This is a genomic window from Ruegeria sp. CRTD044, from assembly GCF_059613485.1.
Window position 1 is genome coordinate 16,429 of record NZ_JBXWSP010000010.1, and the last position, 22,403, is coordinate 38,831.

At 59.2% G+C, this 22,403-nt stretch carries 18 protein-coding genes and 1 pseudogene; 14 read left to right on the forward strand and 5 right to left on the reverse strand.

Annotation, left to right across the window (positions count from 1 at the left end):
- The first annotated feature begins 145 nt into the window (after positions 1–145).
- The 4 genes from AC2FNL_RS09620 (at position 146) to AC2FNL_RS09635 (ending at position 5,907) form a co-directional block, all read left to right on the forward strand.
- Positions 146–1,807, forward strand: a complete 1,662-nt coding sequence (locus AC2FNL_RS09620; protein ID WP_496833316.1) for a Na/Pi cotransporter family protein — start codon at positions 146–148, stop codon at positions 1,805–1,807.
- A gap of 195 nt (positions 1,808–2,002) precedes the next feature.
- Entirely contained in the window at positions 2,003–3,928 is a 1,926-nt protein-coding gene (locus AC2FNL_RS09625; protein WP_496833318.1) for a DUF3604 domain-containing protein, read from the forward strand.
- A gap of 150 nt (positions 3,929–4,078) precedes the next feature.
- The gene (locus AC2FNL_RS09630; RefSeq protein ID WP_496833320.1) at positions 4,079–4,909 is read left to right on the forward strand and encodes a peptidyl-prolyl cis-trans isomerase; all 831 of its coding nucleotides are present in this window, start codon (positions 4,079–4,081) and stop codon (positions 4,907–4,909) included.
- The gene (locus AC2FNL_RS09635) at positions 4,906–5,907 is read left to right on the forward strand and encodes a HupE/UreJ family protein (RefSeq protein WP_254920103.1); all 1,002 of its coding nucleotides are present in this window, start codon (positions 4,906–4,908) and stop codon (positions 5,905–5,907) included. Before AC2FNL_RS09630 ends, AC2FNL_RS09635 begins: the two co-directional genes overlap by 4 nt.
- 17 nt (positions 5,908–5,924) lie before the next feature.
- On the opposite strand, the gene AC2FNL_RS09640 is transcribed toward AC2FNL_RS09635, so the two are convergent.
- The 4 genes from AC2FNL_RS09640 to AC2FNL_RS09655 are packed head-to-tail and all read right to left on the reverse strand — an operon-like array spanning position 5,925 to position 10,252.
- Positions 5,925–6,848 (reverse strand): 2-hydroxyacid dehydrogenase, encoded by a 924-nt coding sequence (locus AC2FNL_RS09640; RefSeq protein ID WP_496833322.1) that lies wholly within the window; start codon positions 6,846–6,848, stop codon positions 5,925–5,927.
- Positions 6,841–7,689 carry a fumarylacetoacetate hydrolase family protein gene (locus AC2FNL_RS09645; protein ID WP_170339792.1) on the reverse strand — a complete coding sequence of 283 codons (849 nt, stop codon included), beginning with the start codon at positions 7,687–7,689 and terminating at the stop codon, positions 6,841–6,843. Before AC2FNL_RS09645 ends, AC2FNL_RS09640 begins: the two co-directional genes overlap by 8 nt.
- Positions 7,690–7,700: 11 nt before the next feature.
- Complete coding sequence (locus AC2FNL_RS09650; RefSeq protein ID WP_496833324.1) at positions 7,701–9,497, reverse strand: IlvD/Edd family dehydratase; 1,797 nt, start codon at positions 9,495–9,497, stop codon at positions 7,701–7,703.
- The gene (locus tag AC2FNL_RS09655) at positions 9,494–10,252 is read right to left on the reverse strand and encodes an SDR family oxidoreductase (RefSeq protein WP_496833326.1); all 759 of its coding nucleotides are present in this window, start codon (positions 10,250–10,252) and stop codon (positions 9,494–9,496) included. Before AC2FNL_RS09655 ends, AC2FNL_RS09650 begins: the two co-directional genes overlap by 4 nt.
- A 194-nt stretch (positions 10,253–10,446) precedes the next feature.
- On the opposite strand from AC2FNL_RS09655, the gene AC2FNL_RS09660 reads away from it, so the two are divergent.
- The gene (locus AC2FNL_RS09660; RefSeq protein ID WP_496833328.1) at positions 10,447–11,331 is read left to right on the forward strand and encodes an NAD(P)-dependent oxidoreductase; all 885 of its coding nucleotides are present in this window, start codon (positions 10,447–10,449) and stop codon (positions 11,329–11,331) included.
- Positions 11,328–12,296, forward strand: coding sequence for a D-erythronate dehydrogenase (denD, locus tag AC2FNL_RS09665; RefSeq protein ID WP_496833330.1), 969 nt, complete (start codon positions 11,328–11,330; stop codon positions 12,294–12,296). The genes AC2FNL_RS09660 and denD overlap by 4 nt, the downstream gene beginning before the upstream one ends.
- Here the strand turns inward: denD and AC2FNL_RS09670 are convergent.
- Positions 12,293–12,943, reverse strand: a complete 651-nt coding sequence (locus tag AC2FNL_RS09670; RefSeq protein ID WP_496833332.1) for a GntR family transcriptional regulator — start codon at positions 12,941–12,943, stop codon at positions 12,293–12,295. The genes denD and AC2FNL_RS09670 overlap by 4 nt on opposite strands.
- Positions 12,944–13,141: 198 nt before the next feature.
- On the opposite strand from AC2FNL_RS09670, the gene AC2FNL_RS09675 reads away from it, so the two are divergent.
- The 8 genes and pseudogenes from AC2FNL_RS09675 to AC2FNL_RS09710 all read left to right on the forward strand — a co-directional run.
- The gene (locus tag AC2FNL_RS09675; RefSeq protein WP_093961716.1) at positions 13,142–14,155 is read left to right on the forward strand and encodes a TRAP transporter substrate-binding protein; all 1,014 of its coding nucleotides are present in this window, start codon (positions 13,142–13,144) and stop codon (positions 14,153–14,155) included.
- A 78-nt stretch (positions 14,156–14,233) separates the two neighbouring features.
- The gene (locus tag AC2FNL_RS09680; protein WP_496833334.1) at positions 14,234–15,403 is read left to right on the forward strand and encodes a mandelate racemase/muconate lactonizing enzyme family protein; all 1,170 of its coding nucleotides are present in this window, start codon (positions 14,234–14,236) and stop codon (positions 15,401–15,403) included.
- A 16-nt stretch (positions 15,404–15,419) separates the two neighbouring features.
- The gene (locus tag AC2FNL_RS09685) at positions 15,420–16,262 is read left to right on the forward strand and encodes a TRAP transporter small permease subunit (protein WP_496833336.1); all 843 of its coding nucleotides are present in this window, start codon (positions 15,420–15,422) and stop codon (positions 16,260–16,262) included.
- A complete protein-coding gene (locus AC2FNL_RS09690; protein ID WP_093961715.1) occupies positions 16,262–17,884 on the forward strand; it encodes a TRAP transporter large permease in 1,623 nt (540 codons plus the stop codon). The genes AC2FNL_RS09685 and AC2FNL_RS09690 overlap by 1 nt, the downstream gene beginning before the upstream one ends.
- A 10-nt stretch (positions 17,885–17,894) precedes the next feature.
- Positions 17,895–18,845, forward strand: coding sequence for a phytanoyl-CoA dioxygenase family protein (locus AC2FNL_RS09695; RefSeq protein WP_496833337.1), 951 nt, complete (start codon positions 17,895–17,897; stop codon positions 18,843–18,845).
- Positions 18,846–18,869: 24 nt separating this feature from the next.
- On the forward strand, positions 18,870–20,372 hold the full coding sequence (locus AC2FNL_RS09700; protein WP_496833339.1) for a UxaA family hydrolase: 1,503 nt from the start codon (positions 18,870–18,872) through the stop codon (positions 20,370–20,372).
- Complete coding sequence (locus AC2FNL_RS09705) at positions 20,369–21,373, forward strand: Gfo/Idh/MocA family protein (protein WP_496833341.1); 1,005 nt, start codon at positions 20,369–20,371, stop codon at positions 21,371–21,373. The genes AC2FNL_RS09700 and AC2FNL_RS09705 overlap by 4 nt, the downstream gene beginning before the upstream one ends.
- Before the next feature lie 119 nt (positions 21,374–21,492).
- Positions 21,493–22,401, forward strand: a pseudogene (locus AC2FNL_RS09710) (NAD(P)-dependent oxidoreductase); the annotation flags it as partial.
- Positions 22,402–22,403 lie beyond the last annotated feature (2 nt).

The window sequence follows — 22,403 nt, forward strand, 5'->3', positions numbered from 1 at the left end:
TCAACTTTTGTGGCGTTTACCTCATTTTTGCAAATATTTTGTTGCATTGCCCTCAAACTGGTGATGAAGATCGTCGGACTCACCCCATTGTGGAAGGCAGAATGTTGGCCATGCAACGGCGCAGCGCAAACAAGGTATCGAACGCATGATCGTGCTGGCCACCCATCTGGCGGCCGGGGTCGCCCTGCTTTTGTGGTCTGTCCGGTTGATCCGGACCGGAGTGGAACGAGCGTTCCTGCCCGAGTTGAAACGCGGCCTGAAAATTCTGTCTGAAAATCGAGTGTCCGCTGCATTGGGCGGCGGTATGGCAGCGATGCTGATGCAAAGCTCGACTGCGGTTGCATTGATCGGAGCCGGATTCGCGGTATCGGGCATGCTCGCCCCACCTTCAGCCCTTGCGCTGCTGCTGGGAGCAGAGGTGGGATCCGCCCTGATGGCAAAGGTGCTGACCTTGCCCGTCCAGGCGGTGATGCCATTCGCATTGCTGGTCGGGGTCGTGGTGTTTTTGAAAGCCGGACGGCGGCGGACGAAACAGATCGGGCGCATCACCATCGGTTTTGCCCTGGTGCTGTTGTCTCTTGGAATGATCCGCGAAGCCACAGTGCCAATCGGGGCCAGCCCAATCGTTCAAAGCATTGCGGCATATTTTCAAAGCGACTTGATCAGCGCTTATGTGGTCGGAGCAATTCTGGCGTGGCTCATGCATTCCAGCCTTGCCGCGGTGCTGACCTTTGCAACATTCGCGGCGTCAGCGCTGGTCGGCGGCACGGTGGCCGCCGCACTGGTCATCGGTGCCAATCTCGGCGGCGCCGTGATCTCATTCGCCCTGCTCTGGTCGCAGGAGCGCCCGGCCAAGTTGGTCGTCCTGGCCAACCTGGTGGCTCGGGCCTGTGTCACTTTGGTGGCGCTGGCCCTGCTGCTGACCGGCGTGCTGAACATATCCGCGTTCGGCACAGCGCCCGGTCAACAGGTAGTGATGCTGCACATTGCGATGAATGTCGCCCTTCTGGTCGTTGCGCTGCCATTTACCAACCTGCTGATCCGGTTGGCCGACGCGTTCGTTCCCCGCCATGCCAGCATCACCGCCGACAACGTGACCGCATTGGACCCCAGCGCTTTGGACCACGTGCCTCTGGCGCTGGCCTGCGCACAGCGCGAACTGCTGCGCATGGCTGAAACGGTTCAGGCGATGCTGGTGCCGACCATTCACCTGTTCCGTAACTGGGACCCCGAACTTGCCCGCACCATCGAACTGCGGGAGAACGATGTCGACCGCATGCATTTTGACATCAAAATCTACGTCTCGCGCCTGCGGGAAGGCGATCTGACACCTCAGCAGGAGAAAAAAACACTCGAGCTGGTGTCGATGGCCAACAACCTTGAAGAGGCTGCCGATCGGATCGCGGTCAACCTTGTGGCGCTGGCGAATAAAATGGCTGACGAGGGCATCACCTTTTCCAAGGAAGGTCTGACCGACATTGAACAATTCCACGATCAGATCACGACGAACGGCCAGTTGGCTCTGAGCATTCTGACCACCGGCGACGCTGAGGCGGCCCGCCAATTGGTGGCCGAAAAGGATCGCATCCGGATCGAGGAACAATACCTGCAGGAGCGCCACCTGAAGCGCCTGCAAAGTCGGGGTCCGGCCAGCATCGAGACAACCAATATCCACCAGGAGACGTTGCGCCTATTGAAGCAAATCAACGCGGCGCTGGCCTTTGTGGCCTACCCGATCGCCGAGGAGACGGGCGATCTTCTGGAAAGCCGTTTAGCCAAACCGCGTACAATCTCGGACGCACCTTAGCCACGGCACTCTTCGGATTGTACTTTTAAGGACCGGCAGCGAAGGCTCCCGCCCTTCCGTGAGTACAGGGCTTTTCTGGCTTCCTGAGTCCGGCAGAATTGACAGTCGGCCCCACCCACATGCTATCGTCATATCAGAATGTTATGATATAAAGCTGTTTCTTTGAATTCGAAGCTGTTGAATTGGGAGGTTCTCATGCTGCGACTCTACGTCTACTCAATGCTACTGACACTCGGCCCGGCAGGCGTTCTCGCCGACGCTGTACCGACCAAAGAAGCCGCAGAGGGAACCTTTGCCGAGCGTCCGTTCTCGCCCTATGCCAACCGGACATTCCCGGAGCGCCCTCTTTGGGGGGACACGCACCTGCACACAGGGTTGTCACTGGACGCCGGAACGTTCGGGAATACGCTGCTGCCGGATGACGCCTGGCGATTTGCCAAAGGCCAACAGGTCATCTCGTCGACCGGACAGCCGGTTCGGCTTGCGCGCCCACTGGATTGGATGGTTCTTACGGATCACACGGACCTGATGGGGTTTGCCCCGGACCTGCAGGCCGGAAACCCAGGGGTCTTGGCACATCCCAAGGGTCTGGAATGGTACGAAGGATACTCTGCGGGCGGGGACGAAGCTGCCAAAGCGGCGTTCGACATCATTTCCAATTTCTCGCAGATGACCCTGCCGGAAGACCTGCTTGAATCATACAGCCCCGGAGCGGACGCCTTTGCGTTTACCTGGGAACATATCGTGATGGCCGCAGAACGGCACAACGACCCGGGCAATTTCACAGCGTTCATCGGTTTCGAGTGGACCTCGGTGCCCAAGGGATTCAACCTGCATCGAAACGTCATGCTGCGCGATGGCCCGATCCGTGCGCTGCAGATGGTGCCGCCGGTCACGCAGCCGCCCTATGGGAATACGGATCCGAAGGCACTCTATGCGTGGCTCGAGGAGTACCAAGCCAAGACCGGAGGCCGTGCCGTTGCCTTCGCGCATAACGGCAACCTGTCGAACGGCTGGATGTTCCCGACCGAAGACACCTATCACGGCGGTAAGGTAGATGAGGAATACGTACAGAACCGCGCCAAGTGGGAGCCGCATTACGAGGTCACCCAGATCAAGGGTGACGGCGAAGCCCATCCCTATCTCAGCCCCGACGACCCATTTGCCGACTATGAAAACTGGGATGTCGGGAACCTCGATATCTCCGAGCTGAAAACTGATGACATGCTGGCCGGCGAATATGCGCGCGAGGCGCTGAAGCGCGGGCTGATGCTTGAAGAAAAATTCGGCGTGAACCCCTACAAGTTCGGGATGGGCGGCGCGACGGACAGCCATACGTCGCTGGCCACGGCCGAGGAAGACAACTATTTCGGCAAATCCGTAAGCGCCGAGCCGTCGGCCACACGCGTTCTGCACCCCTTTGTCGAAAGCGATCTGGGCGCCTTTGAGGGGCATACGCTGGTCGCATCGGGCTATACCGCCGTCTGGGCGTCCGAGAATACGCGCTCGGCCATTTTCGACGCGTTCAAGCGACGCGAGACATACGCCACGACCGGGCCTCGCATCGGGCTTCGTTTCTTCGGCGGATGGGATTTCGATGAGTCCGACCTGCTGACGCGTCTTGTGGCTGATGTGGGATACACCAAAGGCGTGCCGATGGGCGGTGACCTGCGTCCGCCCGAGGGTGAAGGCGCACCGAATTTCCTGATCGGCGCGCTGCGCGACCCCGTCGGTGCAAACCTTGATCGAGTTCAGGTCGTCAAGGGCTGGTTGGATGCCGACGGCGCGCTTCAGGAAAAGGTCTATAACGTAGCCTGGTCCGATGATCGTGCGCTGGATGCCAATGGCAACCTTCCCGAAGTCGGCAATACCGTCGATTTAGAAACCGCCAGCTGGAGCAACTCGATCGGCGCATCGGAATTGGTGACCGTTTGGACGGATCCAGACTTCGATCCTGACGCGCGGGCATTCTACTATGTGCGGGTTCTGGAAATCCCGACCCCGCGCTGGGTGCTGTACGACAAGCTTCGTTTTGGCATCGATCTGCCCGCCGAGGCCCAGTTGATCCATCAGGAACGGGCGTATTCGTCACCGATCTGGTACACGCCTCCAAGCGAATGAGCCAAGACCGAAACCGGGGGCGCGGGATCACGCCCTTGGGCCGGGGTCGTTGCAGCAACATCTTCACCCCAAGTTGAAATCGGCGATTTGACATGACGGGCCGTTGGGATCAACGATCGGGTATCGAATTGCCAGCAGGTCAGATCTTTCATGCGCTTTTACAAAGAACCGCTGTTCCACTTCATTCTGATCGGGCTGGCCATTTTCGGCTGGTTCTATCTTGTATCCGACAAGGTCGAGCCCCCGGTAGAGGCCGAAACGATCACAATTGACGGCGACGACATCGCGCTTTTGAAAACACGGTTCGAGGCCAGCTGGAAACGTCAACCCACCGACGCCGAGTTGCAGGCCCTGATCGATTCCTGGACCCGCGAAGAAATTCTTGTGCGCGAGGCCCGAAAGCTGGGCTTGGACCGTGGTGATCAGGTGATCCGGGCCCGCCTTGCCCGAAAAATGGAGTTTCTGACCACCGCAATTGCGTCCTCGGTCGCCCCAGAAGACGCTGTTCTGCAAGAGCATCTGGCTCAGAACGCAGACCGCTTCACGACCCCCCCTATGATCGCGTTTGATCAGGTCTATCTGGGTGATGCCCCAGACCCGGACGTTGTCGATGACGCTCTGCAAGCTTTGAACGGTGGCGCGGATTGGTCCAGCCTTGGTGTTTCGTCCTTGCTGGCGCGGTCGATGCCACTGACAGCCGCGGGCGCAATCGACACAACCTTTGGGCGCGGGTTTGCGTCTCAGCTTGACGGAAGCGAGCCGATGATCTGGATCGGCCCGATCAACTCGGGATACGGACAGCATCTTGTCCGCGTGACCGAGGCAAAGCCCGGTTATCTTCCGCCGCTGGCGGAGATCTACGATTTCGTTCTGAACGATTGGCGTAGGGCGACGGCTCAGGATCTGGCGCAGGCTCAATACGAAAGCCTGGCCGCCCGGTACCGGGTCGAGACACCCGAATCCGCTGAGGGCGGCTCGTGAAGACAGTCTTCTTTGTTCTGCTGGCCTTTTGGCTGGGCATGGTTCCACAATTCGGCCGAGCACACGCGCTTGACCCCGGCTATCTGGACCTGAACGAACTGGCGCCGGGCACCTGGAGAATCCTCTGGCGTATTCCCGACGTGAACGGACAACCCATGGAGATCGATGCGGTTCTGCCCGATCATTGCGCTCCGGCACATGGCCCGGAGCCAACAGCGGAAAACCAGGCGTGGGTGTCTTCTTGGATTGCAGAATGTGACGCCGAAATAGCAGGCCATGTTGTGACCATAGACGGGTTGGAGCGTCAGCAGAACGATGTCTTGCTGCGCGTTCGACTGCTGAATGCTGAACCCGTGACGCTCAGATTTACGCCGGATGAGGCCGAATTGATGGTTCCAGCGGAGCCGACGATCTGGTCGGTTTTTGGCAGCTACTTCCTGCTTGGGTTCGAACACATTCTGGGCGGCTGGGACCACCTGTTGTTCGTCTTTGCGCTTTTTGTTCTGGTGCGGAACCCATGGCGGTTGGTCGGTGCGATCACCGCGTTTACAGTCGCGCATTCGCTGACGCTGGCGATGGCGACGCTTGGGTTTCTCAACGTGCCCGCCGGCCCCGTCGAAGCCGTCATTGCATTGTCCATCGTATTCCTTGCTCTGGAAATCCTGAGGCACAAAGAGGGCGAGCTGCGGTTATCCGAGCAATACCCGTGGATCGTTTGCTTCAGTTTCGGCCTTCTGCACGGGCTCGGCTTTGCCGGTGCTCTGGCTGAAATCGGCCTGCCCTCGCAAGAGATCCCCGCAGCGCTGCTGGCTTTCAACATCGGCGTCGAGGCCGGTCAGCTTGCCTTTATCGCAGTGCTCGCGCTTCTGATTGCGATGTGGCGCCTTATCGCGCCACGGAACGCCGATTGGGTGACCCACTTGGCCACCCCGGTGACAGGCTATGCCATCGGGTGCATATCGCTCTATTGGCTGATCGAGCGGGTCAACGGGTTCTGAGCGCCTAAGCGGTCAATTCACAGATCTTTGCATTCCGGCACGGCGGTCAGAACCGATCCGTCATTGAGATGCTGCAACAGATTGTCCACCGTCAGATCACCCATAGCGGCACGCGTTTCGACAGTAGCACTGCCCGCATGCGGCAACAGAACCACGTTTGGCAACTCGCGCAACGCCTGTGGAACGCGGGGCTCGTCCTCAAAAACATCCAGCCCTGCCCAGCCAAGCGCACCGCTTTGCAGCGCCTCAATCAGAGCCGCCTCGTCAACAACAGATCCTCGGCTGACATTGATCAGCGTGCCCCCGGCCCCCAACGCCCGCATCACTTCGGCGTTGACCAGCTTGTTGGTCGACGGCCCGCCCGGCGTTATGCAAATCAGCACATCCACGTGTTTGGCCAAGTCGACCAGATTGTCGAAATATCGGTATGGCACATCCTTGGGACTGCGGGTGTGATAGGAGATTTCGGGCGACCACGGCCCCAGTTTGTCAGCAATCGCCTGGCCGATACGGCCAAGCCCCAGAATTCCAACCTTCTGATTGTCGGCTGATCGGGTCAAAGGGGCATTGCCTTCTGTTTCCCACCGGCCCGATCGGACGTACTCATCGTCGCGCACAAGCTCTCGGTAGCAGGCCAGCATCAGCAGAACGGCGGTGGTTGCGACCTCGTTGTTCAGCACATTCGGGGTGTGCGTTACGACAACTCCACGGGCTGCAGCAGCCGTTGCATCGACTGCATCATATCCCACCCCGTAGACGCTGATCATCTTCAGGTTTGTCAGTTGGGCCATCAGGTCGGGCGGCACGCCGTCATGTCCGTTCGTGACCACATGCGTGATGCGCGCGGCATCAAAATCGTCCAACTGGCGAATATCAAATGCGGTGGACAGCCGATCTTTCATCCGGTCGGTAATCCCGCCGATCTGCAAAAGCTCAGTCATCCTGACTGACCTTCTGCCGCTGCGTGCCCAGCCCGTCGATCCTCAGTTCCATCACGTCGCCCTTCTTCAAATAGACCGGATCGGGCTTGATCCCCATGCCGACCCCGGGCGGTGTGCCCGTCGAAATCACGTCACCGGGATGAAGGGTGAACAACTGGCTCAGATGCTCGATGATCTCGGCAACGGTAAAAATCATCGTCGCCGTGTTTCCCGTCTGCATCCGCTGACCGTTCACATCCAGGGACATGCCCAGCGCCTGAGGATCGGGAACCTCATCGCGGGTGACCAACCACGGACCGGTCGGACCGAACGTGTCGCAGGACTTGCCCTTGGTCCATTGTCCGGTCAGTTGCGTCTGGAAATGCCGCTCGGACACATCATTGACGATGCAATAACCGGCGACATAGTCCAAAGCATCAGCCTTGGAGACGTATTTCGCCGTTTTGCCGATCACCACACCCAACTCGCATTCCCAATCGGTATGGGTGGACCCGCGCGGCATCACAACGTCATCATAAGGCCCCACGATGGCGGAGTTTGCCTTGAAGAACAGGATCGGATGCTTGGGAATATCCGCGCCCGTTTCGGCAGCATGGTCCGAGTAGTTCAGTCCGATGCACAGAAATTTGCCGATCTTGCCAACGCAAGCTCCGATCCGCGGATCCCCTTCAACAATCGGCAAGCTTTCGGAATCAATTGCGCGCAGCCTGTCCAGCACGGCGTCGCCCAGCGTTTCACCGGTGATATCGGTGACATGGGCGGACAAATCCCGCAATTGACCCGCAGAGTCGACCAACGCAGGCTTTTCCGACCCTGCGGCTCCGTAGCGAACAAGTTTCATTTCGGTTCCTTTTAGTGATTGTCCCGCGGCAGGAATTGCCGCGCGATGTCCCTGAATTTGTCGGCGCCCTTCAACGTCATGCCGCGATCCAGACGATCGACCTTCTCGCGGAAGATCTCCTGCCAGGGTGACTGGTCGGGCGGGACCGAGTAGCCACCTGCGGCTTCCAGTTCGCGGGCACGTTCATGCAACTCCTCCAGCGGAACAAGCATGTCCGCCGTCCCTTTGCCCAGATCGATGCGCAACCGGTCGCCATTTCTCACCAGCGCCAGCCCGCCGCCTTCGGCCGCCTCGGGCGAGGCGTTCAGGATCGACGGGCTTCCGGAAGTGCCGGACTGGCGCCCATCACCGATGCAGGGCAGCGCTTCGATCCCCTGTTTCAACAGGTATGAGGGCGGCCGCATGTTCACCACCTCGGCCGCGCCCGGGTAACCTTTGGGCCCTGCGCCGCGCATGATCAGGATACAGTCTGCGTCGATGTTTTCTGCCGGATCATCGATGCGGTGATGAAAGTCCTCAGGCCCGTCAAACACGACCGCCCGGCCCTCGAATGCATTGGGGTCATCCGGGTTCGACAGGTAGGCATCGCGGAAAGCGGACGAGATCACCGATGTCTTCATGATCGCGCTTTCGAACAGGTTGCCCGAAAGGTTGATGAACCCGGCCTGATGCTTGACCGGATTCCTAACCGGCTTGATCACGTCGTCGTTCAGCGACCGACGTGTCCCGCAGTTCTCGCCCATCGACTGGCCGTTGACCGTCAGTGCATCGGGGTTGGGCAGCAATCCGGCATCAATCAACTCACCGACCACGGCAGGGACACCGCCGGCGCGCTGGTAGTCCTCTCCAAGGTATTTCCCGGCCGGCTGCATGTTGACCAGCAGCGGCACGTCGTGACCCAGGCTTTGCCAGTCATCGTTGCTGAGAGGAACGCCAAGGTGCCGGGCGATCGCGTTCAAATGGATCGGCGCGTTCGTCGATCCACCGATCGCCGAGTTGATGACGATCGCATTTTCAAATGCCGCCCGGGTCATGACATCGCTTGGGCGCAGATCCTCCCACACCATCTCGACGATGCGCTTTCCGGTTTCATAGCTGATCTGCCCGCGTTCCCGGTACGGGGCCGGTATCGCGGCGGACCCGGGCAGTTGCATTCCCAAGGCTTCGGCCAGCGAATTCATCGTGGTCGCTGTTCCCATCGTGTTGCAATAGCCAACCGAGGGCGCCGAAGCCGCTGCGATTTCCATGAACTCATCAGTGTCGATTTCACCGGCGGCCAGGTCTTCCCGAGCCTTCCAGATCACAGTTCCCGACCCTGCGCGCTCGCCCTTCCACCAGCCGTTCAACATCGGGCCGACGGACAGAGCGATTGCCGGGATATTGACGGTGGCGGCCGCCATCAACAGCGCCGGCGTGGTCTTGTCGCAACCGATGTTCAGCACCACGCCGTCGATTGGGTAACCAAACAAGCTCTCGACCAGCGAAAGATAGGCCAGATTGCGATCCAGCGAGGCAGTCGGCCGTTTACCCGTTTCCTGAATCGGGTGCACCGGAATTTCGATGCACGTGCCACCGGCCGCGATGATCCCGTCGCGCACACGTTTGGACAATTCCAGGTGGTGGCGGTTGCACGGGCTGAGATCGCTACCCGTTTGCGCAATGCCGATGATTGGCTTGCCGGATTGAAGCTCGGCGCGGGTCAGGCCGTAGTTGAGATACCGTTCCAGATACAGCGCGGTCATCTCGAGGTTCTCCGAGTTCATGAACCATTTCCGCGACCGCAGATCGTCCTTTGTTATCTTCGTCATTGGCCTGACCACCCCCCATCGATTATGTGTGTATGTCCTGTGGTGAAAGCACTCTCATCGCTTGCCAGGTAGACGACCAGTGCCGCTATTTCTTCCGCCTTGGCGACGCGGCCCATGGGTTGGCGAGCCACGAACTGCGCCATGGCCTCTTCCCTGCTGCCCAGCTCTTGGGCCAAGGCCTCGACCCGATCGCGCCAACTGGGGCTGTCGACCGTTCCGGGGCAGATACAGTTGCAGCGAATGCCCTTTGTGATGAAATCAACCGCCACCGATTTCGTCAGCCCAACAACCGCAGCTTTGGTCACGCCATAGACAAAGCGGTTGGGCGCGCCGATGATCGACCCCAGAGCGGAAGACATGTTGATGATCGAGCCGCCGCCCCGTTCGACCATCCCCGGCAGCACAGCCTTCGTTGTGCGCATCATGGACCGCACGTTGAGGTCTATCGCAAAATCCCACTCCTCGTCGGTGGCGTCCAGGATGGTCCCGTGATGCACGAAGCCCGCACAGTTGAACAACACGTCCGGATTTGCCCGCTCAACCCCCTGAGAGACGCTGGCGTCATCGGTGACGTTCATCTCGAAAATTTCGATATTTTCGAGATTCTCGGACCGAATCGAAGAAAGGTTTTCGAGGTTGATATCCGTCGCAAACACCTGCGCCCCTTCGCGCGCCATTGCGATTGCGCTGGCACGACCGATACCCTGTCCGGCAGCCGTCACAAGGACGCGCTTCCCCACAAGTCTTTCTGACATATGTAAAATTTACCTTTCACTACTTGCGATCAAACACCACGACCCCGGGCCCGAGTGCGACCGGGCAGCACCAAAAAATTCTGCATGGACACGCGACAGGCTTTGGCGCAGGAACTTGATGCCGTTAGCGTATGACAGAGATTTTGGTTTGGCTATAACCATGCGTGGTGCGGCCCGAAGGAGGATAAGCAAGTATGAGCGAACAGCGCAAAGTGACCCTTTTGGGCACCGGCCTAATGGGGGCGCCGATGGCACGAAACCTGCTTGCGGCAGGCTTTCCCCTGACCGTTTGGAACCGCAGCGCCGAAAAGGCACGACCATTGGCGGACCAAGGTGCCACGGTTGCGGACACCCCGGCCCACGCGGTTGCCCAAGCCGATGTGATCGTGACCATGCTGTCCGACGGATACGCAACCGGCGCGCTGCTGGAAGACCCTTCTTTCTGCGACCAGCTTAAACCTGGCGCCGTCTGGATCGACATGTCCAGCGCCAAGCCTGAACATGCCCGCGCGCAGTCTGCCCATCTCGAAACCCTCGGCCTGCGGCATCTGGATGCCCCGGTTTCCGGTGGCACCAGGGGGGCCGAGGCGGGCTCGCTGGCGATCATGGTGGGGGGCGACGAGGGCGTCATGCAGGAGGTACTGCCAGTCCTTTCCGCCATGGGGCGCCCCGTGCATGTCGGCCCCAGCGGCGCAGGTCAATTGTGCAAACTGGCCAATCAGACGATCGTCGCCGTCACAATTTCCGCCGTTGCCGAGGCAACCCTGCTGGCCGAACAAGGTGGCGCAGACCCGGCTGCTTTGCGCACCGCGCTGCGCGGTGGGTTTGCCGACAGCGTGATCCTGCAACAGCACGGAGAACGCATGTCCAACCGGGATTTCGTTCCCGGCGGGCTCTCGAAGTTTCAGCTGAAGGATCTGGACAACACCCTGGCTGAGGCGCGCGGTCTCGGCCTGGAACTGCCCAATACGCAAGCCGTACGCGACCGGTTCGAATACCTGATAAACGAAATGGATGGGGCCGAGCTGGATCACTCTGCGCTCTACCTCGAGCTCAGAAAACGGAATGGCATGTCGTGACGCATATCCTCATCATCGGCGGCGGTGGAATGCTGGGTCAGAAGCTGGCGCATCACATTTCGGCCGAGCAGACCTTTGGTCCGGACGCCCGTGTATCATTGTTCGACCTTTCATTTCCGGTCGAGGGTGCACCGGGAGAACAAATCGTTGGCGACATCGCGGCCCCGAACTCGGCCAAGCTTCTGGCAGCTCAGCGCCCTGACGTGATCTTTCATCTGGCCGCGATTGTCTCGGGTCAGGCAGAAGCTGATTTTGACCTTGGTTGGGACGTCAACTTGATGACGACCTGGGCACTGTTGAACGCATTGAAGGACGAGCATAACGCCACCAGCGGCGCCTACCGCCCGCGGCTGGTCTTCGCTTCGTCCATAGCCGTCTTTGGCGCCCCTTTCCCCGCAAGGATCGACGATGAATTCCTATGCGCCCCTCTGACCAGCTACGGGGCGCAGAAGGCTGCGTCCGAGTTGATGATTTCCGACTTCAGTCGAAAAGGATACATCGACGGCATCTCCCTGCGTCTGCCGACGCTGTGCGTGCGGCCTGGCAAGGCAAATGCCGCCGCTTCCTCCTTCTTTTCGGGTATCATACGAGAGCCCCTGAACGGGCTCGAGGCGGTTCTGCCGGTCGACGACACCGTTCGCCATTGGCACGCCAGCCCTCGGGCAGCGGCACGATTTCTGACCCACGCGGCCGATCTTGATACGAAACTGCTGAACGACCGGCGCGCCCTGAACATGCCAGGCATCAGTTGTACGGTCGCCGAACAGATCGAAGCTTTGCGGACCATCGCCGGTCAAGACGCGGTCAACCTGATCAAGCATGTTCCCGACCCGGACATAGAGCGCATTGTCAAAGGCTGGCCACGCGACTTTCAAACCGATCGCGCGCTTGAGCTGGGCTTCCGCGCAGAGTCGAGCTTTGAAGACATCATCCGCGTTTATCTTGAGGATGACTTCCGCGCTTAGTCGCCCATCGTCTTGCCTGTCAGATGGCGCTTGAGGTGGTCATGAATCTTCTGCTTGGTCTGTTGCTCATCGCCGGACAATGCGGCCTCGAGGATGTCGGCGTGATGCCGGATGTTCTCGGAGATGAACTCGAACCGCCGGTCCGCCACCATCAATTGCTGCCGGAACTGCGCGTAAATTCGGCCGTGCATCTGCTTCAACGTGTCCGACCCACAGGCCGATATCAGCGTTTGATGGAATTCCTTTTCCGAAGCAAACCAGATCTCGATCAGCTCGCTAGGGTCGTCGGTGGCATGAATGCGCTTTTCGATATGGCTCAGTTTGTGATGCGCCGCGGTCAGCCTGGCTTCCCAATCCACCCCGCCGTTGCGGATCGACATTACGGTGCCCTCTCCCTCCAGCAAAACGCGGATGTGGGTCAGCTCGATCAGTTTTTGCGGTGAACGCTTCGGGACGCGAAAGCCCTTCTGCTCCTGAAAGTCCACCAAACCCACCGATGACAACCGAAAAAGAACTTCGCGAACCGTGCTGGCCGAGCACCCATAGTCCTTGCGCAACTCTTCGGCCCGAACCTTGGCACCATGCTCGAATCCGTTCGAGATCAGACGCATTTTAAGGTGCTGATAAATATCTACTTCTTCATTCATTCCGGTTTGCACCTTTCAGGTCTGGCCCCTTAGTGTCCTAGTCGTATTTTCGATTTATTGCAAGAATCTCGAAATTTTTGGAAATTTCATATTTTTCTTGTTGCATTCGATTCGACCGCTTAACGTCTAGCAGCGTGTCGACAAGGGAGGCGGCAAGATCTCCTACCCGGCGCACTGCTCAACGTCTGGGAGGACATTATGAAAATAGTCAAGACAGCGGCTGTTGCGGCCGTAGCAACGACGATGGCGGCCGGTTTCGCGGTGGCCGAAACGACCAAACTGAGAATTCAAACCCATTTCTCGCCCGAAACGCTGTCCGGGCAGATGGCGGCAAAATACGTCGAAGACATCCAGGAAATGTCGAACGGCGAGATCGAAGTCGAGATGTTCTACTCGTCCTCGGTGGTCAAATCGGTCGAAACCTTCGATGCCGCGGCAACGGGCATCCTCGACTGCGACATGACCGGCGGCGGCTATCAGACCGGTAAGAACCCGGCCTTCCAGTTCGCGGGCGATCTGCTGGGCGGTTACCAGAACCCCTATCAGCAAATGGCATGGCTGCTGCACGGTGGCGGCAGAGATGCCGTCAATGACCTGTACAACGGCTACGACATGGAATTCATCGGCTGGTGGATCCCGGGACCGGAATCTCTGGCCTCGACAAAGCCGATCGCCAAGGTCGATGACTTCAAAGACTGGAAATTCCGTTCGCCCCCGGGCCTGGCCACCAAGGTGTTTGCCGAGCTGGGCGCATCGCCGATCGTGATGGACTTCAACGAAATCTTCACCGCTCTGGAAACCGGCATCATCGACGGCGCGGACGCTGCGAACCTGACCAACAACGTGGGTCTGGGTCTGTACGAAATCGCCGGTCACACGAACTATCCCGGCTTCCACTCGATGCCCGCAGACCACCTGGCCTGCCGCAAGGACGTTTGGGACGCGATGCCTGCACATCACAAAAAGATCATGGAAGTCGCGATGGACAGCCTGGCGCTGCACAATGCGACGATCAACGAAGTGCAGAACGCTCAGACCGCCAAGGACCTGAAGGCCAAAGGCGTTCAGCTGTATGAATGGTCGCCGGAAGATCTGGCCGCCTACCGCGCAGCCGTTCAGGTCGGGTGGACCGAGTTCGCCACGACCCCAGAGGCTAAGGCGCTGCTGGAAAGCCACATCAACTTCCTGCGCGATCTGGGCGCAATGCAATAATCGGGCTTCGGCCATTCAACAACAATCGGAAAGGCCGTGCTGACGGCCTCTCCGAATGTGCCCGGGACCCTGCATTTCATGAAAATCACCAAGATCACCAGCCATGTACTGCAGTACGAGATGCCCGAAGTCCTGGGGTATTCGCAGCAGTATTATGACAAGCGCACAACCCATCTGGTCGAGGTTCAAACCGACGAGGGCGTGACCGGCTGGGGAGAGTGTTTTGGCCCCGGCAACGTGGCAAGAGCCAACAAATCCATCGTTGAACAGGTCATTCAGCCGATGGTCCTGGGACTGGACCCTTTGGACAAGGACGTGATCTGGCACAAGGTGTACAACCTTCTGCGAGATCATGGGCAAGGCGGAATGCCGATACAGGCGCTGTCCGGCGTGGACATCGCCCTTTGGGACATCGTCGGCAAGGTGGCCGGTTTGCCGCTGCACAAACTCATCGGCGGCGCGCATCGGACAAGCGTTCCCTGCTACGGCTACGGAATGATGCTGCGGGATGAGCCGATTGCCGACCTTGCCGCCCGGTTCAAGGACGAAGCCGCAACGATCAAGGACATAGGGTTTGTCGCCACCAAGATGAAAACCGGGTTCGGACCCAAACCGGACGTACAGCTCTGCGAGGCGGTGCGTCGCGGGGTTGGCGAAGACTTCCCCTTCATGGTCGACGCGAATCATGCCTACACGACCTCGGACGCGTTTTATGTGGGCCGTGCCTTGGAAGAGCTTGGCGCCTATTGGTTTGAAGAACCGGTGGCCCCTGAGGATCTTGACGGCTATCGCGAACTGCGCGCGGGGCTGAAGATCAATATCTCCGGCGGCGAGGCTGTCTTCAATCGCTGGGCGTGGCGCGCGCTTCTCGAAAACCGCAGTGTCGATATCGCTCAGCCCGAAGTATGCGCGTTGGGCGGAATCTCGGAGTATCTGCGGGTACTTGCGCTGTGCCACACGCACTTCACCCCGGTCGTCAATCACGTCTGGGGAAGTGCGGTTGCTGTGGCCACCAACCTGCATCTGCTCGCGGCAATGCCGGCAATGCCGGGCGGGCTGCACCCTTGGGAACCGATGTTGGAATTCGACACCACGGACAACAAATTCCGCGACGATCTGCTGACCGTTCCGTTGGAGATTCAGAAACAAGTCAAGGCCAACAACGGCCGCGTGACGATCCCGACCGGCCCCGGATTGGGCGTCGAGCCGGACCTGGAGTTTATCGATCACCACCGGATCGACGGATAAGGACGAGGGCTACGTGATGCAAAAAAACTCAGGCGGAATACTGGAGTGGCTCATACCGCTCGCCTTCGTCGCAACGGCCAGTTGGCTCGTCTGGCATTTGCCGGCCTTCCTGTTGGACTGGCTGCCGTACACGTCCGACTCTCTGAAAAGCCAGGTAACGGAAATCTATCTGCGCAGCGACGTGACGCCCGAAATGGCCGGGGTTTTCGGCGGATTTGTCGATATAGTGGATATCGGCGCGCTGATACTGCTGCCGATCCTTGCGGTGATCGGAACCAAGACCGTCCAGCCGGCCGCGATGGAATACGAGGGTACGACTGCGATGGACCGCTTCGCCCTGTTCATCGGTCGGGTCACGATGATGATGATCGCCATCATGACGGTGGTGATGCTGTACGAAGTCTTCATGCGCTACATCCTCGAGAAGCCGACCGAATGGGCCAACGAGATGACGCTGTGGTTCGCCAGCTTCGTATTCCTGATGTCCGGCTACTATGCCATGCAGCAACGCAGCCATATCCGGATATTTCTGCTGTATGATGCGGTTCCTCGCTGGTTGCAGCGGGTGTTCGACACGATCTCGACCATCCTGATCGTGATGTTCGCGTTCTTTCTAGTCTACGGCAGCTATCAGCAGGTTTTCGTCAACAAACTTTACAAATGGGAGCTTTATGGCTCGGCCTTCAACCCGCCGATCCCGGCGACGTTGCAGCCCATGGTCCTGATCGTGATCACCCTTGTCGCCATGCAGGCCATTCTGAACCTGATCGCGGATTGGAACAAAGAACCGGAAATCCACACGGATGAACCGGACGAAGACGAAATTGAAATGATCAAACGAGCGGTGGGACAAGACTGATGGATATTGGAACGATCTCACTCATCCTGATGGTCGCCCTGATCGTGCTTCTGGCGATCGGGATGCCCTTGGGTCTGGCCTCGGCCTCGCTTGCGGTTCTGGTTCTTGTTCTGAAGTTCGAACCAACACTTCTTTTGAACCCGTTTTCATTCGGTGACGGCATTCTGACCGGACGCCCGGGGACTGGGCCACTCTACATTCTGGCGCAGAAGATATACGGGCTCTTAACGGACTACGTGCTCATATCAGTACCATTGTTCATCTTCATGGCATCGCTGCTGGAGCGGTCCGGGATCGCGCGCGACATGTATTCGTCGCTGAATGTCTGGCTGTCCAGAACACGTGGCGGCATTGCGATCGTGACCTCGATCATGGCGGTGATCATGGCGGCCATGTCCGGCATCATCGGCGGTGAGGTTGTCCTTCTTGGTCTGATCGCCCTGCCCCAGATGCTGCGCCTCGGCTACGATCAGAATCTCGCGATCGGCGTGATCTGCGCCTCGGGGTCGCTGGGGACCATGATCCCGCCCTCGATCGTTCTGATCATCTATGGGCTGATCACCGAAACCTCGATCAAGTCGCTGTTCACCGCGTCCTTCATCCCGGGTTTCATGCTGGCCTCGATGATCATCCTATACATCATCATCCGCACGCGGCTGAATCCCCACCACGCTCCGCTGCCGGAACCGGACCCGAACGACCCCGAGCCAACCGAAAAGCGCAAACTGTTTGCCGCCTTCATGAGCATCGTCGTCGCCGGATTTTCCACCGTTCTGTTTATCCGCGCCGCGTTTTTCGAGCTTTCCGGCTCGAACGCTGCCAGCCAGGGCGAGCCCGCACGGCTGGGTACCGCTGACTACCTGCCCTGGTTTGCTGGCATCACCATCGTCGCCCTTTTGCTGATATTCTTTGTCTTTGGTCGACAGCGCGCAAAAATCGGCTGGGAAATGGGCAAAGGCCTCGTTGCACCGCTTGTCGTCATCGGCGTCGTGCTCGGTTCGATCTATGGCGGGATCACCGGCATCACCGAGGCTGCAGGCATGGGCGCCTTCGCCGTTCTGATCATCGCCATCCTACGCGGTGAAGGATCGTTCGAACTGGTTTGGGACAGCTTGATGCGGACGCTCAAATCCACAGGCACCATCATCTGGGTTACGATCGGGGCCGCCGCGCTGGCGGGTGCCTACACCATTGCTGGCGGACCCCAATACGTGGCCGATCTGATCGTCGGGCAAGACTTGCCGACCATGCTGGTCATTCTGGTGATGATGCTGATCCTGCTGTTCATGGGCGCGTTCATGGATTGGGTCGGCATTGTGCTTTTGATCATCCCGGTCTTTCTGCCTATCGTCCTGCGCCTTCCCATCGATGAAATCGGACTCATCGGTCAGTTGCAGCCCAGCCATGTCGCGATCTGGTTTGGCGTCGTGTTCTGTATGAACATGCAGGTCAGCTTCCTGTCGCCCCCGTTCGGCCCGGCGGCGTTCTACCTGAAATCCGTGGCCCCGCCGCATATCAGCCTGACGGATATCTTCCGCGGCTTCCTGCCATTCATCGGGATCCAGCTGCTGGCGCTTTCCGTTCTTCTGATCTGGCCGGGCATCATCGCGCTGCTGTTGTGAGGTTGCACCCATGCTGACACAAGATCAGATTGGCAAGTTCCAGGCGGACGGATACCTCGTGGTCGAGGATGTAATTCCCGGCGATGTCCTGGATCGGGTACAGACCGAATACTCGGATGTCCTGAACCGGCTCTATGACGGTTGGTACGAAAAGGGGCTGGTCAAGGACGAGCCGTCAGGAATGACCTTCTGGGACAAACTTCTGTCCGCCTATCAGGCCGGTTGCGACTATTTCCAGCCGCTGGACATCTCGCTGCCCGGCGACCGGATCATGGCTGACACACCGTTCCATATTGGGCCCGCCGTGTTCGACCTGCTGACGGCCCAACCCATGCTGGACATCGTCGAGCAGTTGATCGGGTCAGAGTTGGTGAGCAATCCGATCCAGCACGTTCGGCTGAAGCCCCCTGCCCTCAAGCTGTCCAAGGATGAGGTGCGCGCGCATATCACCGCAACGGACTGGCATCAGGACCGGGCAGTTGCGTTGGAGGATGCGGACCAGACCGACATGGTCACGGTCTGGATTGCCGTCAACGATGCAACGATCGAGAACGGCTGCCTGCAAGTGCTGCCTAAGGCAAAGGGCCAATCCATCCTACCGCATTGCGCGCGGACGCAGACAGGCATTGCCGACGGATTCATTGACGAAGAGCGAGCCGTGCCCTTGCCCGTCAAGGCAGGCGGGGTCATCCTGTTTCATCCTCTGACGCCACATGCGTCGTTGGTCAACGAAACGGACCGGTTCCGCTGGTCGTTCGACATCCGCTTCAGTGCGGCAGGCCAGCCCACCGGTCGAGACCATTTCCCCAGCTTCATCGCAAGGTCCAGATCGCGCCCCGAAACCGAGCTGCGGGATTGGCGTGTCTGCAAATCCAATTGGGAGGCGGCGCGAGCAAAGCTGTCTGGACAGCCGCATATAGATATTCACCGGTGGACATCGGACTCGCCGTTCTGCGCCTAGCTGCAGCCGCCAGGAAAGCTGATTATGACTTTTGTACGTTTAGATCGAACGGATAGCGTGGTGGTTGCAACTCGGCTGCTGGAGGCCGGCAGTGTGGTCGAAGGCGTCACGACCAATGCGCGCATCCCATCGGGCCACAAGGTCGCCACGGCGACCCTTGCACCCGGTGATCCGGTCAGAAAATACGCCCAGATCATTGGTTACGCCACCCAACCGATCCACCCCGGCGATCATGTACACACCCATAATGTCGAGTTCCGAAACACCAGCGTGGACTATGAGTTTGCGACGGATCACAGGCCTATGAGACCCGCCACCTCGGTCGATACGTTCATGGGCTACCATCGGGACAGCGGTCGGGTCGGCACGCGCAATTACATTGCGGTTCTGACCACCGTGAACTGTTCTGCTACGGCGGCCCGCATGATCGCTAACCACTTCACGCCGGACAAGCTTGCCGCGTATCCGAATGTCGACGGCGTGGTGGCCTTTGTCCACGGAACGGGCTGCGGAATGGCAGATTCCGGCGACGGTTTCGAAGCTCTTCAACGGGTCATGTGGGGGTTTGCAAAACATCCCAACCACGCTGCCGTTCTGATGGTCGGTCTGGGCTGCGAAATGAACCAGATCGACTGGCTGCTGGACGCATATGGGTTGAAGCAGAGTCCAACCTTCCAGACGATGAACATCCAAAACGTTGCCGGGTTGCGTCGGACCGTGGAAATGGGCATCAGCAAGATCAACCAGATGCTGCCCATTGCCAATGAGGCAAAGCGCAGAGAAGCCCCGGCGTCTGAACTGATGGTTGCGCTGCAATGTGGTGGATCGGACGCTTGGTCCGGTGTGACGGCGAACCCGGCGCTCGGACATGCCTGCGACCTGTTGGTCGCTCAAGATGGCACGGGTGTCCTCGCGGAGACGCCCGAAATCTACGGAGCCGAACATCTTTTGATCCGCCGTGCCCTTGACCGCGCAACTGGGGAAAAACTGATCGGACTGATCGATTGGTGGCAGGACTACACCGCCCGCAATCACGGTTCGATGGACAACAACCCAAGCCCCGGCAACAAGCAAGGGGGTCTGACGACCATCCTCGAGAAATCGCTGGGGGCTGCGGCGAAGGGCGGAACCACCCCTTTGACCGGTGTATTCAAATACGCCGAACCCATCACCGCCAAAGGCTTCACCTTCATGGACAGCCCCGGATACGACCCGGCCTCGGTGACCGGCCAGATCGCGGCCGGGTGCAACCTTGTGTGTTTCACCACGGGGCGCGGTTCGGCCTTTGGGTCCAAACCGGCACCGACGCTGAAAATCGCCACCAATTCCGAATTGGCGGCGCGCATGCCCGAAGAAATGGACGTGGACGCGGGCGACATTCTGACCAAAGGCGTCAGCGTCGAAGAAAAAGGACAGGAGATATACCGACGGCTGCTCCAAGTCGCCTCGGGCGCGCGAACCAAGTCCGAGGCGCAAGGCCTGGGTGACTACGAATTCGTTCCCTGGCAGATCGGAGCGGTGATGTGAAACGGATCCTCGTAGCCGGCGGCGGATTGATCGGTATCCGCCACGTCCGCGCCGTCATTGAGCATCCCGGCTGCACGTTGGTCGGGTTGGCCGATCCGGATGGCTCAATCCAGATCGACGCGCCGCGTTTTGCCAGTATGGACGAGGTGCAGGACACAGTGGATGGTGTCATCATCGCGACGCCGACCCGCCTGCATGCCGAACATGGCATTCTGGCCGCATCCCGCGGTTGGAATATGCTGATCGAAAAGCCGGTTGCCGCGTCGGTCGATGATGCCCTGCGCCTTAAGACGGCTGTTAGCGAGGCCAATGTCCGCAGCCTGGTCGGCCACCATAGGCGGTACCACACAACCTTGCAGCACCTGAAGGAGGTGATCGCGCAAGGTACGATCGGACAAGTCATCAACGTCTCGTTGCTGTGGGCCATGCGTAAACCCGACAGCTATTTTGAACAGAACTGGCGGACTTCCGATGGCAGCCCGGTGATGATCAATCTCGTGCACGATATTGATGTCCTGCGCTTTGTGATCGGAGAAATCTCGGATGTCGTCGCCCTGCCCGGTGCGTCGATCCGCGAATCTGATCGGATCGAAAGCGGCGCTGTCGCGATCGCATTCGAAAACGGCGCGACGGGTACCATCAGCTTTGCCGACACCGCGCCCAGCCCTTGGGGGTTTGAAGCCGGAACCGGCGAAAATCCGAACATCGGCACGACCCGCCAGGACATGATGTGGATCACGGGAACCAAGGGCGCCTTCAGTTTTCCATCCATGACCCTGTGGCGCGGACAGGATTGGGGCACTGCGGCCCAAAAAGACCAACTTCCAAGGCCGGACCAAACACGCACACCGCTGGAGGCGCAACTGGATCACTTCCTTGACGTGATCGATGGCGCCCCACCTTTGATCGACGTCGAGGATGCAGCCCGAACGCTCGAAGTCACATCACGCATCGAACAGGAGCTGAAGGCGCGAACGGCCCGAGCGCGGGCCCCGGCCTGACTGAGACGCGGCAGGGCAAAATATCGGACCATTCAAAAGACCAATGACTATTCCCCGGGCAATATGAGCAATCAGACTGCAAATCCGCTCGCGACAGACACAAGAATGAAAACCAGACATATTCACGGAAAGGGAAACCAATGAGCAAACCATCAATCGGGTTTATCGGCCTGGGACTTATGGGCGGAGCCATGGTGAGCCGGCTTTTGGACCAGGGATACTCTGTCACGGTGTTGGGAAACCGCGACCGCACACATCTGGACGCCGCGATTGACCGGGGCGCCCGCGAGGCGCAAAACGCCCGGGAACTGGCTCAGGCCAGCGACATCGTGATGCTGTGCATGGGAACGTCCGAACAGGTCGAGGGCCGTATGCGCGGTGCTGATGGAGTGATCGCGGGACTGAAGCCCGGGGCGATCGTCATCGACTTTGGCACCTCGCTTCCGGGCAGTACACGCGCCCTGGCCGAGGAGGTTGCCGCAGCCGGCGGAAGCTATCTTGACGCGCCACTGGGCCGGACGCCGTCGCATGCACTGGAAGGCAAGCTGAACATCATGGCGTCCGGTGACAAGACTGCCTTTGACAAGTCCGAGCCGACACTGAAGGATCTGGGTGAAAACGTCTTTTACCTGGGCCCTGTCGGATCGGGACATACGATCAAGCTGATCAACAACTTCTTCGGAATGACGGTCGCGAACGCGATGGCTGAAGCCTTTGCAATGGCTGACATCACCGGCGTTGACCGCAAGCAGCTGTATGACGTCATGGCCGCAGGGCCGCTGCATTCCGGCATGATGGATTTCGTCAAAGCCTACGGTGTCGAGAATGATCCAAACCAGCTGGCCTTTGCCATCAAGAACGCGGCAAAAGACCTTGGGTATTATGATCGAATGGCGCGCGAGGCCGGCGTTACCAGCGTGATGTCGCAGGGCGCGCTTTCGGCGCTGAACGACGCGCGCGACCACGGTCAGGCGGATGACATGGTCAGCCAGATGGTTGACTACTACGTCAAACGTTTCAACACCTGATC